The organism is Pantoea graminicola (genome assembly GCF_048452665.1).
GTDB lineage: Bacteria > Pseudomonadota > Gammaproteobacteria > Enterobacterales > Enterobacteriaceae > Pantoea.
The window spans coordinates 285,221-298,370 of record NZ_JBLWSJ010000001.1; the positions used below are offsets into that span (position 1 = coordinate 285,221).

15 protein-coding genes are annotated in these 13,150 nt (G+C 59.4%); 12 read left to right on the plus strand and 3 right to left on the minus strand.

Annotated features, from left to right (window positions below; all coding sequences use genetic code 11):
* Positions 1-69: 69 nt before the first annotated feature.
* Together ybfE and ybfF are read right to left on the minus strand one after the other, a co-directional pair.
* The gene (gene ybfE / locus ACNY69_RS01500) at positions 70-345 is read right to left on the minus strand and encodes a LexA regulated protein (RefSeq protein WP_003852811.1); all 276 of its coding nucleotides are present in this window, start codon (positions 343-345) and stop codon (positions 70-72) included.
* 168 nt (positions 346-513) lie between these two features.
* On the minus strand, positions 514-1,278 hold the full coding sequence (gene ybfF, locus ACNY69_RS01505; RefSeq protein ID WP_111141027.1) for an esterase: 765 nt from the start codon (positions 1,276-1,278) through the stop codon (positions 514-516).
* Positions 1,279-1,528: 250 nt separating this feature from the next.
* On the opposite strand from ybfF, the gene seqA reads away from it, so the two are divergent.
* The gene (gene seqA, locus ACNY69_RS01510) at positions 1,529-2,077 is read left to right on the plus strand and encodes a replication initiation negative regulator SeqA (protein WP_111141026.1); all 549 of its coding nucleotides are present in this window, start codon (positions 1,529-1,531) and stop codon (positions 2,075-2,077) included.
* A 26-nt stretch (positions 2,078-2,103) separates the two neighbouring features.
* Positions 2,104-3,744: a phosphoglucomutase (alpha-D-glucose-1,6-bisphosphate-dependent) gene (gene pgm / locus ACNY69_RS01515; protein ID WP_111141025.1), complete on the plus strand. Its 1,641-nt coding sequence runs from the start codon at positions 2,104-2,106 to the stop codon at positions 3,742-3,744.
* 39 nt (positions 3,745-3,783) lie between these two features.
* Here the strand turns inward: pgm and kdpE are convergent, their stop codons facing one another.
* Entirely contained in the window at positions 3,784-4,458 is a 675-nt protein-coding gene (gene kdpE, locus ACNY69_RS01520; protein ID WP_111141024.1) for a two-component system response regulator KdpE, read from the minus strand.
* Between the two features lie 257 nt (positions 4,459-4,715).
* Between kdpE and ACNY69_RS01525 the strand changes: the two genes are divergently transcribed.
* From ACNY69_RS01525 to pcp, 10 genes are all read left to right on the plus strand, one after another.
* Complete coding sequence (locus tag ACNY69_RS01525; RefSeq protein ID WP_111141023.1) at positions 4,716-4,916, plus strand: YbfA family protein; 201 nt, start codon at positions 4,716-4,718, stop codon at positions 4,914-4,916.
* A gap of 153 nt (positions 4,917-5,069) precedes the next feature.
* Complete coding sequence (locus ACNY69_RS01530) at positions 5,070-6,026, plus strand: YbgA family protein (RefSeq protein WP_111141021.1); 957 nt, start codon at positions 5,070-5,072, stop codon at positions 6,024-6,026.
* Positions 6,027-6,038: 12 nt separating this feature from the next.
* Complete coding sequence (gene phrB, locus ACNY69_RS01535; RefSeq protein WP_418797184.1) at positions 6,039-7,463, plus strand: deoxyribodipyrimidine photo-lyase; 1,425 nt, start codon at positions 6,039-6,041, stop codon at positions 7,461-7,463.
* An 18-nt stretch (positions 7,464-7,481) separates the two neighbouring features.
* Complete coding sequence (locus ACNY69_RS01540; protein WP_367396164.1) at positions 7,482-8,225, plus strand: type 2 GTP cyclohydrolase I; 744 nt, start codon at positions 7,482-7,484, stop codon at positions 8,223-8,225.
* Positions 8,226-8,385: 160 nt separating this feature from the next.
* Complete coding sequence (gene pxpB, locus ACNY69_RS01545) at positions 8,386-9,042, plus strand: 5-oxoprolinase subunit PxpB (protein WP_111141015.1); 657 nt, start codon at positions 8,386-8,388, stop codon at positions 9,040-9,042.
* The gene (gene pxpC / locus ACNY69_RS01550; RefSeq protein WP_111141013.1) at positions 9,036-9,965 is read left to right on the plus strand and encodes a 5-oxoprolinase subunit PxpC; all 930 of its coding nucleotides are present in this window, start codon (positions 9,036-9,038) and stop codon (positions 9,963-9,965) included. The genes pxpB and pxpC overlap by 7 nt, the downstream gene beginning before the upstream one ends.
* Positions 9,955-10,692 carry a 5-oxoprolinase subunit PxpA gene (pxpA, locus tag ACNY69_RS01555; protein ID WP_418797186.1) on the plus strand — a complete coding sequence of 246 codons (738 nt, stop codon included), beginning with the start codon at positions 9,955-9,957 and terminating at the stop codon, positions 10,690-10,692. The genes pxpC and pxpA overlap by 11 nt, the downstream gene beginning before the upstream one ends.
* Positions 10,693-10,744: 52 nt before the next feature.
* Entirely contained in the window at positions 10,745-11,473 is a 729-nt protein-coding gene (locus ACNY69_RS01560; protein ID WP_111141009.1) for a DUF969 domain-containing protein, read from the plus strand.
* Entirely contained in the window at positions 11,473-12,489 is a 1,017-nt protein-coding gene (locus tag ACNY69_RS01565; protein ID WP_293773691.1) for a DUF979 domain-containing protein, read from the plus strand. The genes ACNY69_RS01560 and ACNY69_RS01565 overlap by 1 nt, the downstream gene beginning before the upstream one ends.
* Before the next feature lie 6 nt (positions 12,490-12,495).
* On the plus strand, positions 12,496-13,143 hold the full coding sequence (gene pcp, locus ACNY69_RS01570) for a pyroglutamyl-peptidase I (RefSeq protein WP_111141005.1): 648 nt from the start codon (positions 12,496-12,498) through the stop codon (positions 13,141-13,143).
* Positions 13,144-13,150 lie beyond the last annotated feature (7 nt).

The window sequence follows — 13,150 nt, forward strand, 5'->3', positions numbered from 1 at the left end:
TAGCAGACGAGACAAACCCGCGGAACGGTTAAAGCCTCGACATTTGCTCCTGCGTGCGATTTGCCCGCGTTAATCCAGTTTGAGCTGTGCCAGCAGCATCTGTTCAATCAGTTCGCTGCGGCTGAGATTGCGCTGTTCGGCCAGCGTATTGAGTGCATCGACGGCTTCACTGTTCATTTTCAGCTCGACACGCCGAAGTCCGCGCCCTTTGTCGCGTTTCAGTTGATTGCGCTTGTTGATGCGCAGCTGTTCATCACGCGAAAGCGGACTGGTTTTGGGTCGACCCGGGCGGCGCTCATCAGCAAAGAGATCGAGCGTCGTGCGGTCAGTCTGTTCTTTTGCCATGGCTTAGTAAAACTGAATGGGTGCGGGTGTCAGACACTCACCGCGCAGATTATAAATTATTGGCCGCTGCCGCAGCAAAACTGACCTGCGGCAAAATTTTAGCGCGACATCATACTTCACGCTTACGCCCGACGCCAATCCTAAACCTTTACCGCCATCTGATTGCTTTTAAAGCGCAAAAAATCGACGAACTGCGCGCAAAACGGCATCGGGTTTTTCCGCATGGACCCAGTGTCCTGCGCCACCGATGACGTGCGCCTGCGCCGCCGGAAACTGCTGAAGCAGGGCATCGCGGTAACAATTATCCAGATAGCTGGACTCCCCGCCGCGAATAAACAGCGCCGGATGCGGCCAGGCGGGCACCGGCTGCCAGCCAGAAATCGTCGTGTAGTTGTCCCACAGCACCGGCACGTTAAAGCGCCATTCGCCCTCCTGAAACGACTTCAGCAGAAACTGGATGACCCCCTCTTCGTCGATCAGCGTACGCATAATGCGCGCCGCCTCGCTGCGCAGTGTCACGCCCGCGTCCGTCACGGCACGGATAGCGGCAAAGATGTCGTCGTGGCGGCGGGTCTGATAGTCCACCGGTGCGATGTCAATCATCACCAGCCGATCAATGCGGTCCGGTATCAGTGCACTCATCGTCATGGCAATTTTGCCACCCATCGAGTGACCGATCACCGCAACGCGGTTGATGCCGTGGGCATCCAGGGTATCGACCATATCCTGCGCCATTACAGCGTAGTTCATCTCGTCAGAACGGGGGGAAAGTCCGTGGTTACGGACATCGACCTGCAGCAGCGGACCAGCATCTTTCAGCCCGCGCGCCAGCACGCCAAGGTTATCCAGACTGCCAAACAGACCATGAATAAGCAGGATGGGCAGGGAATCAGCAGGAGATTGTTCAGTTTGCAGACGGGCGTTCAAAATCATAGCAAAGTTCTTAAGTTTGAGACCTGAGCTTAGGTTATCATGGTTTCACCTTTTCAGGCGCGCCGGTTCCGGCGGCATTAGGACATATTCTGACTTTTGCCCGTAAACCGTTTGATTACTAACAACCCGCCTGAATTTAACTTTATAATCCTGATGTTAGAACCCACACATCCTTTGAATCGCCCGACTATACTCAGGGCTTTTCAGGCAACAGGTGGTTCTGTCATGAGAAAGAACCGTACGGAATAAGATGAAAACGATCGAAGTTGACGAAGAGCTCTACCGTTATATCGCCAGCCACACGCAACATATTGGTGAAAGCGCATCCGACATTCTGCGCCGCATGCTGAAGTTCACCGCCGGTCAGACGGCGCCCGCGTCGCCTGCGCAGCCCGTTTCAAAAGATGCAGCGAAAGAGTCTCAGCCTGTGTCTGTAGGATCGCGCCCGCAGGATCGTGTTCGCGCGGTGCGTGAGCTGCTGCTGTCCGATGAATATGCGGAGCAGAAGCGGGCGGTAAATCGTTTTATGCTTATCCTGTCAACGCTCTATCGTCTCGACACCACAGCCTTTGCTGAAGCCACTGCCTCTCTGCAGGGCCGCACCCGCGTCTATTTTGCCGGTGACGAGCATACGCTGTTACAGAATGGCACCCATACTAAGCCGAAGCATGTGCCCGGCACGCCGTACTGGGTCATCACCAATACCAACACGGGTCGTAAATGTAGCATGGTCGAACACATCATGCTCTCGATGCAGTTCCCTGCGGAACTGACCGAGAAAGTTTGCGGCACCATCTAAAACTTAAGCGTCAGGGAGCAGCGCCAATGGCCAATCACCCACGTGCCGGGCAACCCGCCCAGCAGAGCGATTTGATTAATGTTGCACAGTTAACGTCACAATATTATGTCCTGAAGCCCGATGTGGCGAACCCGGAACATGCGGTGAAGTTTGGTACCTCTGGCCATCGCGGCAGCGCAGGGCGTCAGAGCTTCAACGAGATGCACATTCTGGCAATCGCCCAGGCCATTGCCGAAGAGCGCAAAAAGAACGGCATCACCGGACCCTGCTACGTCGGTAAAGACACCCATGCGCTGTCCGAACCGGCGATGCTGTCGGTGCTGGAAGTGCTGGCGGCTAACGGCGTTGATGTGATTGTGCAGCAGGACAACGGCTACACGCCGACCCCTGCGATCTCGAATGCGATTCTTGAGCATAACAAAGCGGGTGGCGCGCTGGCTGACGGTATTGTGATTACGCCGTCGCACAACCCACCGGAAGATGGCGGCATCAAGTACAATCCACCGAATGGCGGCCCGGCTGACACCAACGTCACGAAAGTCGTGGAAGATCGCGCGAATCAGCTGATGCAGGCGGGACTGAAAGAGGTGAAACGTCTGCCTCTGGAGCAGGCGCTGGCCAGCGGTCACGTTGTAGAGAAAGATCTGATCCAGCCTTATGTTGAAGGTCTGGCGGAGATCATCGACTTCCCGGCAATTCAGAAAGCCGGTCTGAAGCTGGGTGTTGATCCACTGGGCGGTTCCGGTATTGCTTACTGGCAGCGTATCGCCGAGCACTACAAGCTGGATCTGACGCTGGTGAATGACGCGGTTGATCAGACCTTCCGCTTTATGCACCTGGATAAAGATGGCGTTGTGCGTATGGACTGCTCCTCCGAGAGCGCCATGGCTGGCCTGCTGGCGTACCGTGACAAATTCGATCTGGCGTTCGGTAACGATCCCGATTATGACCGTCACGGCATTGTGACCCCGGCGGGTCTGATGAATCCAAACCACTACCTGGCCGTAGCGATCAACTACCTGTTCCAGCACCGTCCGCAGTGGGGCCAGGACGTTGCCGTTGGTAAAACGCTGGTGTCCAGCGCCATGATTGACCGCGTGGTCAACGACATCGGCCGTAAGCTGGTCGAAGTTCCGGTGGGCTTCAAGTGGTTTGTTGATGGCCTGTATGACGGCAGCTTCGGTTTCGGCGGCGAAGAGAGCGCAGGTGCTTCATTCCTGCGTTTCGACGGCACACCGTGGTCAACCGACAAAGATGGCATCATCATGTGTCTGCTGGCGGCGGAAATCACTGCCGTGACCGGTAAGAATCCGCAGGAGCACTATGACGAGCTGGCCGCGCGCTTTGGTGCACCGAGCTACAACCGTCTGCAGGCGTCAGCCACCTCCGCGCAGAAAGCCGCGCTGTCGAAGCTGTCACCGGAGATGGTGAGCGCGGATACCCTGGCGGGCGATCCTATCACTGCGCGTCTGACCGCAGCACCGGGTAACGGTGCGTCGATCGGTGGCCTGAAGGTGATGACGGAGAATGGCTGGTTTGCAGCGCGTCCGTCAGGCACCGAAGACGCCTACAAGATCTACTGCGAAAGCTTCCTGGGCGCCGAGCATCGCGCGCAGATCGAGAAAGAAGCGGTAGAGATCGTCAGCGAAGTGCTGAAAAACGCCTGATAAGTCGGGCAGAAAACGAGGCGCCTCTGGCGCCTTTTTTTATGGCATAAAGCGATAGCCAATGCCGGTTTCGGTCAGCAGATGGGCGGGCTGGGTCGGATTCGCTTCCAGCTTCTGCCGCAGATGCCCCATGTAGATCCGCAGATAGTGGCTGTGCTCCACTGCATTCGGTCCCCAGACCTGGCTCAGCAGCTGCCGCTGTGTCAGCACCTTTCCGGCGTTATTGAGCAGAATACTCAGCAGACGGAACTCGATCGGAGTGAGGTGGATCTCGCTGTCACCGCGCTGCACCCGCCGCGCCGCGAGGTCGACGCTGACGTCGGCAAAATGGATGCGGGCATCCGGCTGCGGGCGGCTGTGACGCCGCAGCGCGACCCGGACGCGCGCCAGCAGTTCACCAATACCAAAGGGCTTGGTCAGGTAGTCATCCGCGCCAGCATCCAGCGCGGCGATTTTATCCTGCTCATCGCTGCGCGCCGACAGCACGATGACCGGTATGGCGCTCCACTGGCGCAGGTCGCGAATAAAATCGGTGCCATCCCCATCCGGCAGGCCAAGATCGAGGATCACCAGGTCGGGCTTGCGGGTCGCCGCTTCGATCAGCCCGCGCTGCAGCGTGTCGGCATCCACTACTTTCAGCGCTTCATTTTCCAGCGCCAGCCGGACAAAGCGACGGATCTCTTTCTCATCTTCAACGATTAACACCGTGGTCACGCATTACCTGCCTTAAGTGAGGGCCGAAGCGTTACTTTATCAAGATTTCAGGTCGTCGTCCGCGTGCCTGGCGGGTGAGAATTTTAAACTCAACCGTAACCAGACAATAACCATTTTGTAACTTAGTTACAGGCTGATTCTTGAACAATAAAAAAGGCGGTAAATAAGTGGTCAGATGAGTAGTAAAATTACACAACCTGGCGTAAATTAAGACACAGATCACATTCACAGACTTATCATTGCCGGGAGGAGAAACCATGTATCAGGCTTATCCACGTTACAAAATTATTGCACGACGCACGCTGGTGATTCTTCTCGGCGTGCTGGCTCTGCCTGTTATGCTGTTCCGCCAGGACAGAGCGCGCTTCTACAGCTATCTGCATCGCATCTGGTGTAAAACCAGTGCCAAACCGGTCTGGCTGGCGCAGTCTGAAGCCGGTGGCGGGGCGTTCTGGTAATCTGCCCGCGCGCACGAGAGGCCTGGTCTGCTGACCAGGCTTTTTTTGCGTTTTTTCTGAGAATAAGCAGTTCTGAACTGCGTAATCGGGCTTTATTCCTGTCACTTTTGCGCTACACTTAAACCTCTACAAGATTTTGGAGGTTGTACAAGTATGGGCAAAAAAATCCCCGTTGGAATCAGTGCATGCCTGCTCGGCGACAGTGTCAGGTTTGATGGTGGCCATAAACGTCTTACTTTTGCGACTCAGGATCTTACCCCATTTGTCCGCTTCGAACCGATCTGCCCGGAAATGGCGATCGGCCTGCCTACACCGCGTCCGGCGTTACGGCTGGTAAAACAGGATGATGACGAACTGCATCTCTGTTTCAGCAAAGATGGCGGTGAAGAGGTGACGCAGGAGATGCGTGCCTGGTCTGCCGAACGGGTGAAATCGCTGCACCATCTGTCTGGCTATATCCTGTGCGCGAAATCGCCCAGCTGCGGCATGGAGCGGGTGCGGGTTTACGAGCCTGATAATAATAACAACCGCAAAGTCGGCACCGGTATTTTTGCGGCGTTCCTGCAGCGTGAGATGCCCTGGCTGCCGCTGGAGGAGGATGGTCGTCTGCATGACCCGGCGCTGCGTGAGAATTTTATCGGCCGCATCTGCGCGCTGCATGAGTTCAACGAGATGTGGGAAAACGGCCTGACCCGTCACGGACTGATTGCTTTCCACAGCCGCTATAAGCTGATGATGCTGGCGCACTCGCAGGAAAAATATCGCGAACTGGGTCCGTTTGTTGCATCGATGAGCCAGTGGGAGTCGCTGGATGCCTTCGCTTTTGAGTACCGCAACCGCATGATGGCGCTGATGTCCCGTCCGGCGTCACGTCGTAACCATACTAACGTGCTGATGCATGTGCAGGGCTACTTCCGCCGTCAGCTCAGTTCACCCCAGCGTCAGGAGCTGGCAACGCTGATTGACCGCTATCGTCAGGGGACGCAGCCGCTGCTGGCACCGATTACGATCCTCAAACACTACATGGCAGAGTATCCGCACCCCTGGCTGGCCCAGCAACGCTATTTCGATCCCTATCCCGAAGCCTTGTGCTTACGCTACGGACAGTAATTCAGGAGGCATATGACCACCCATCTGGTCTGGCTGCGTAACGATTTACGCATCAACGATAATCTTGCACTGCATGCCGCCTGCCGGGACAGCAAAGCAAAGGTGATGGCGCTTTTCCTTGCCACACCTGAGCAGTGGCAGCAGCATGATATGTCGCCAAAGCAGGCGGCATTTATTCATGCCAGCCTGACCGCGGTTCAGGATGCGCTGGCCGAACGCGGTATCGAACTGCACTACAAAGCGTGTAAAGCTTTTGGCGACAGCGTCGATGCGCTGGTGACGTTCTGCGACGAGCACAAGGTCGATCAGCTTTTCTACAACTATCAGTATGAAGTGAATGAGCGCGAGCGCGACGCCGAGGCTGAAAAGCGGCTTAACGACGCCGGTGTCACCTGTCAGGGCTTTGATGACAGCCTGCTGCTGCCACCAGGCAGCGTGCAGAGCGGCGATCGCTCGATGTACAAGGTCTTTACGCCGTTCAGCAAAGCCTTCGTCCGCCGTCTGCAGCAGGGATTACCGGAGTGCGTACCCGCACCGAAAGCGCGCGAGGGTGCGCCGCTGAAGACCACCCGGATCCCTGCCTTTGATTGCCCCTGTGAAGCGTTCGACGAAGAACGCTTTCCGGCAGGCGAAGAGGCCGCGCTGAAACGGCTGCGCCACTTCGCGGGCAAGCCGGTGGTCGATTATCCGGCTCAGCGCGACCTGCCGGCGCTGGATGCGACCAGCCGCCTGTCGGTCTATCTGTCGACTGGCGTGCTGTCGCCCCGTCAGTGTCTGCATCGTCTCCTGCACGAACATCCCGATGCGCTGGAAAATGGCCGTGCGTTCACCTGGCTGAATGAGCTGATCTGGCGCGAGTTTTACCGTCATCTGCTGGTCGCCTACCCGGCGCTGTGCCGCCATCAGCCGTTTATTGACTGGACGCGCAACGTCGAATGGCAGAAAAACCCGGCCCATTTTGAGGCCTGGAAAGCGGGCAGGACCGGTTTCCCGATTGTTGATGCGGCCATGCGTCAGATGAATCAGCTGGGCTGGATGCACAATCGTCTGCGGATGATTACCGCCAGTTTCCTGGTCAAAGATCTGCTGATTGACTGGCGCGAAGGTGAACGCTACTTCATGCAGCAGCTGATTGATGGGGATCTGGCGGCCAATAATGGTGGCTGGCAGTGGGCGGCCTCGACCGGCACGGACGCGGCTCCCTATTTCCGCATCTTTAATCCGACCACTCAGGGCGAACGCTTTGATCCGCAGGGAGAGTTTATCCGTCACTACCTGCCGGAGCTGGCCGAGGTTCCCGACAGCGATATTCATCAGCCGCATCAGTGGGCGGAGAAGCACAAGAAGAAACTCGATTATCCGGCACCAATCGTGGATCATAAGGCAGCCCGTAAAAAGACATTAGACGCCTTTGAGCGCGCGAAAAGCGCCGCCTGAGGCTTCGAAGGAGCCTGAATGAACCATTACGAACTGGAGACGCTGATCAATCAGCATCTCGACAGCCACAGCTTCAGCGATTATGCGCCCAACGGACTGCAGGTCGAGGGACGCAGCGAGATCAAAACCGTCGTCACCGGTGTGACCGCCTGTCAGGCGCTGCTGGATGAGGCGGTGGCCCGCCAGGCCGATGCGATCATCGTGCATCACGGCTATTTCTGGAAGAGCGAGCCGGCGGTGATCAAAGGCATGAAGCGTCGTCGTCTGCGGACCCTGCTGGCTAACGACATCAATCTTTATGGCTGGCACCTGCCACTCGATGCGCACCCTGAACTGGGGAATAACACTCAGCTGGCGAAGCTGCTGGAGATTGAGGTGCAGGGGGAAGTGATGCCGCTGGTGTTCCACGGTGAGCTGAGTGAGCCGCTTTCCGGCGATCAGCTGGCCCGCCGCATCGCTGAACGGCTGGGCCGCGAACCGCTGCATTGTGGTGACAACGCGCCTGCGCTAATCCGTCGCATCGCCTGGTGCAGCGGTGGGGGACAGGGCTTTATTGACCAGGCTGCCGCTGCGGGCGTCGATGCTTTTATCACCGGCGAAGTCTCCGAGCAGACCATCCATAGCGCCCGCGAGCAGGGGGTGCATTTCTTTGCCGCAGGCCACCACGCCACCGAGCGGGGCGGCGTAAAAGCACTGGGCGACTGGCTGGCGCAGCATCACGGCCTGGACGTCACCTTCATCGACATCCCTAATCCTGCCTGACCCTCTTCCCCGGTCCTGCGCGCCTGCGCAGGACTGAAATCGGTTGACACATCTCTGTCACTTTCGCATAACTATTTGCTTTAAGTCGATAAGCAAGGGGTCGATCCGGGCATCGGATCCGATCGGCCTGGCGCGATTTTAACCAGGCGGGAGGTGGCTGTTGCAACGAGCACGATGTTATTTATTGGGTGAACGCGCTGTCGTGCTGGAGCTGGAACCGCCGGTCTCGCTGGAAAGCCAGCAGCGTATCTGGGGGCTGACCCAGCGGCTGCACGCCTACGACAGCGTGCTGGAGGTGATCCCCGGCATGAACAACATCACCCTGCTCCTGCGTGACCCCCAGCAGAATGCGCTGGATGCCATCGAGCGGCTGCAGCGCTGGTGGGAAGAGAGCGAGGCGCAGCTGCCCGAGTCACGGCAGGTCGCAATCCCGGTGATCTACGGCGGCGAGGCGGGGCCCGATCTCGCGGTCGTGGCGGACCAGGCCGGGCTGACGCCCCCTCAGGTTGTTGAGCTGCACAGCAGCAGCGAGTATGTGGTCTTCTTTATCGGCTTCCAGCCCGGATTTCCCTATCTTGGCGGGCTGGATCCGCGTCTTCACACGCCGCGCCGGGCGGAACCCAGAGTCACTGTCCCCGCCGGATCGGTGGGTATCGGCGGCAGCCAGACCGGCGTCTATCCGCTCGCCTCGCCGGGTGGCTGGCAGCTGATTGGCCAGACGCGCACGGCACTGTTTGATCCGCAACGGCAACCGCCCGTTCTGCTCCGTCCCGGCGACCGGGTCCGCTTTGTGCCACAGCAGGAGGGCGTATGTTAAACATTCTGCGAGCCGGTCTGGCCGCCACCCTTCAGGATGCGGGACGATACGGCTGGCGCCAGTTCGGGATCAGTCCGTGCGGCGTTCTCGATCAGCCTGCGATGCTGACCGCCAACATGCTGGTGGGCAATGCCCCGGACAGCGCCGTGCTGGAGATCGTGCTCGGCCAGTTCAAAGCGGAGTTTACCCGCGACGGCTGGTTTGCGCTGACGGGCGCAGGGTGCCAGGCGCAGCTTGACGACAAGCCGGTCTGGACGGGCTGGCGCACCCCGGTGAAACGGGGTCAGGTCCTGTCGCTGGCGATGCCGCTGCGCGGGATGCGCAGCTATCTGGCGGTGCATGGCGGTTTTGCTATCCCGGCGATGCTGGATTCGGCCAGCACCGACCTGAAAGCGCAGTTTGGCGGGTTTCACGGACGCACCCTGCGGGATGGCGATCAGATCCCGCTGGGGAAACCGACGCGTCAGTTCGACCGTCAGGCTGGGGTGCGGCAACTGCTGTGGGGCAACCGCATCCGCGCACTGCCTGGCCCGGAGTATCACGAATTCAGCCGCGAGGCGCAGCAGGCGTTCTGGCGTACCGGCTGGAAGCTCAGCCCGCAGAGTAACCGCATGGGTTACCGGCTGGAGGGGCGTAAGCTGAAACGCGAAAGCCCGCGTGAACTGCTGTCGCACGGCGTGATGCCGGGTGTGGTTCAGGTGCCGCCTAACGGGCAGCCCATCGTGCTGATGGCCGATGCGCAGACCACCGGCGGCTATCCGCGCATCGCCTCGGTTATCGAAGCCGATCTCTATCACCTGGCGCAAATCCGGCTGGGTGAGCCGATTCACTTTATTCACTGCACCCTGCCGGAAGCGATGCTGGCCCGTCAGCATCAGCAGCGCGCACTGGATCAGATGATGTGGGGACTCAATGAAGATTGATTTAAATGCTGATCTGGGCGAGGGCTGCGCCAGCGATCAGGCACTGCTGCAGCGGGTCAGTTCGGCCAATATCGCCTGCGGCTTTCACGCCGGGGATGCGCAGACCATGCTGCAGTCGGTGCGCTGGGCACAGGCTGCCGGTGTCGCGATTGGTGCGCATCCCGCCTTTCCCGATCGGGAGAACTTTGGCCGAAGCGCCATGCAGCTCCCGCCGGAAACAGTCTACGGCCAGATGATCTACCAGATCGGGGCGCTGAAAACGCTGGCGGAAAGCGAGGGTGCGCAGCTGATCCATGTGAAGCCGCACGGGATGCTGTATAACCAGGCCGCGGCCGATCCGGTGCTGGCTGACGCCATCGCCCGAGCCATCCGCGCGGTCGACAGCCAGCTGATCCTGGTAGGGCTGGCCAACAGCGAATCGATTCGGGCCGCGGCGCATTACGGTTTACGCACCCGGGAAGAGGTCTTTGCCGACCGGGGCTATCTCCGTTCCGGCGCACTGGTGCCACGCAGTGAACCCGGTGCGCTGATTGAAGATGAGCAGCAGGCGATCGAGCAGACGCTGACGATGGTGCAGCAGGGCAGGGTAAAAAGCATCACAGGAGAATGGGTAGCGGTGAAGGCGCAGACCGTCTGCCTGCACGGTGACGGTGCGCATGCCCTGCGGTTTGCGCAGCGGTTATGTGAGGCGTTTGCCCGTCAGCAGATTCGCGTCACCAGTGACTGAATAACAACCTTTAACCCGGCCCGTGCCGGGTTTTTCACTCTGAGGGAAAATCATGGAGAGTGCCGTAAATCTCTGGCCATTACTGGGCATTGCCGCCATCGTGATCGGCTTCGTTCTGCGTTTTAATCCGGTGCTGGTGGTGATCATCGCCGGGTTCGTGACCGGGCTGGCCGCGCTGATGCCGCTGGCAGATATTCTGGAAAAGCTGGGCGCGGGCTTTCTGAACACCCGCAATCTGCCGCTGATCCTGCTGCTGCCGCTGGCGGTGATTGGCCTGCTGGAGCGTCACGGGCTGAAAGAGCGGGCTCAGGCGTGGATTGCGCAGATTAAAACGGCCACCGCAGGCCGTCTGCTGATCGTCTATCTGTTTGTACGCGAAATCACCGCCGCGCTGGGGCTGACCAGCCTCGGCGGCCATCCGCAGATGGTGCGTCCGCTGCTGGCGCCGATGGCGGAAGGGGCAACAGAGAATCGCTATGGCGAGATCACACCTGAGTTGCGCCACCGTCTGCGCGCGATGTCGGCGGCGACCGACAACGTCGGCCTGTTCTTTGGCGAGGATATCTTCGTCGCCTTTGGTGCGATTATCTTTATGCATAACTTCATGCAGGAGTCCGCCGGGATCCAGACCGAACCGTTGCACATCGCGTTGTGGGGGATCCCGACCGCGGTGGCCGCGTTCCTGATCCACTCGGCTCGTCTGGTGCGACTGGACCGCCAGCTGGCGCGTGAGCTGCAGCGGCTGAACAGCCAGGCGATGAAGACCAAAGGAGGCGCATAATGTTCCAGCAACAGTATCTGATGTGGCTGGCAGGCATCATGCTGCTGGTGGTGGCGATCCTCTCCTGGCGCGATCGCGCGAATCCGCGCCGCCTGACGACCGGCCTGTTCTGGGCGCTGTATGGCCTGATATTCCTGATCGGTGACTGGACGGCAGATCTGCTGGGCCAGGGGCTGGGGTCGGCAGCGGCGGGCACCCGCACGCTGCACATCGCTGTCGGGGTCGTGGTGGTCATCATGGCGCTGATTGCGGGCCTGGGCGGCGTCCGGCTGGGACGCTATCATCAGCGCAGCGAAGAGGAGAAGCAGGCCAGCGCACAAAGTCTGCGCAATAAACTCTTCCTGCCCGCGCTGGCGATCCCGGTGGTCACCGTGGTCGGCGTGCTGGTGTTTAACCATATTCCCGGCCTGCAGGATTCGGTATTCGGACCCGGTAATCATGCAACGCTGGTGACGCTCTTTTCGATGATGGTCGGCTGTGTAGCGGGCTGGCTGGTGGCCCTGAAACTGACCCATGAAAAACCGGTGCAGTCGATGCAGGAGACCCGCCGCCTGCTGGATTCGATAGGCTGGGCCTTTATCCTGCCGCAGATCCTCGCCACCCTGGGGCTGCTGTTTACCAGCGCCGGTGTTGGCAGCGCGATTTCACATCTGACCCAGACCTGGCTGGCGGTGGACAATCGCCTGATTGCGGTCATCGTCTATGCCGTGGGCATGGCGCTGTTAACCATGATCATGGGCAACGCCTTCGCCGCCTTTCCGATTATCACCGCCGGCGTCGGCATCCCGATTCTGGTACTGCAGCACGGCGGCAACCCGGCGGTGATGGCGGCGATCGGCATGTTCTCCGGCTACTGTGGCACGCTGATGACGCCGATGGCGGCCAACTTCAATATTGTCCCGGCGGCGCTGCTGGAACTGCCCAACCGAAACGCGGTGATCAGGGCTCAGATTCCGACCGGTGTGCTACTGTTAATCGTTAACATTTTTCTGCTCTATTTCCTGATGTTTCTGTGAGGCAGCATGAAAACGGTCCTGATAACAGCCTTTGAACCTTTTGGCGGTGAAACGATTAATCCTTCATGGGAAGCGGTGCGGACGCTGGAGGGCAAAGCGATCGGCGGGGCGAAGATCGTCATCCGCCAGTTGCCCGTGATCTTCCGTGAGGTCCTCGGCGTGCTGAACCAGGCGCTGGAGGAGATCAGACCGGATGCGGTGCTGTCGGTAGGGCAGGCGGGCGGTCGCAGCGACATTACCGTCGAGCGTATCGGTATTAATGTCGACGACGCCCGTATCCCGGATAACGCCGGGCATCAGCCCGTCGATGAACCCGTGGTTGCCGGCGGTCCGGCAGCCTATTTTTCGCGGCTGCCGATCAAAGCGATTGTCGCCGCGGTGCGGGAGGCGGGCATTCCGGCGTCGGTGTCGCAGACGGCGGGCACCTTTACCTGTAACCGGGTGATGTATGGCCTGCTGCACTGGCTTCAGCAGCAGGAGAGCCCGGCGCGGGGCGGCTTTATCCATATCCCTTATCTGCCTGAACAGGCGGCGCAGCACCCCGGCGCGCCGAGTATGGCGCTGGCGACCATTGTTCAGGCGCTGGAGATTGCTGTTCGGGTCACGCTGGAGACCGGTGACGATATTAAACAGGCTGGCGGTGCCACCCACTAAGAGGATG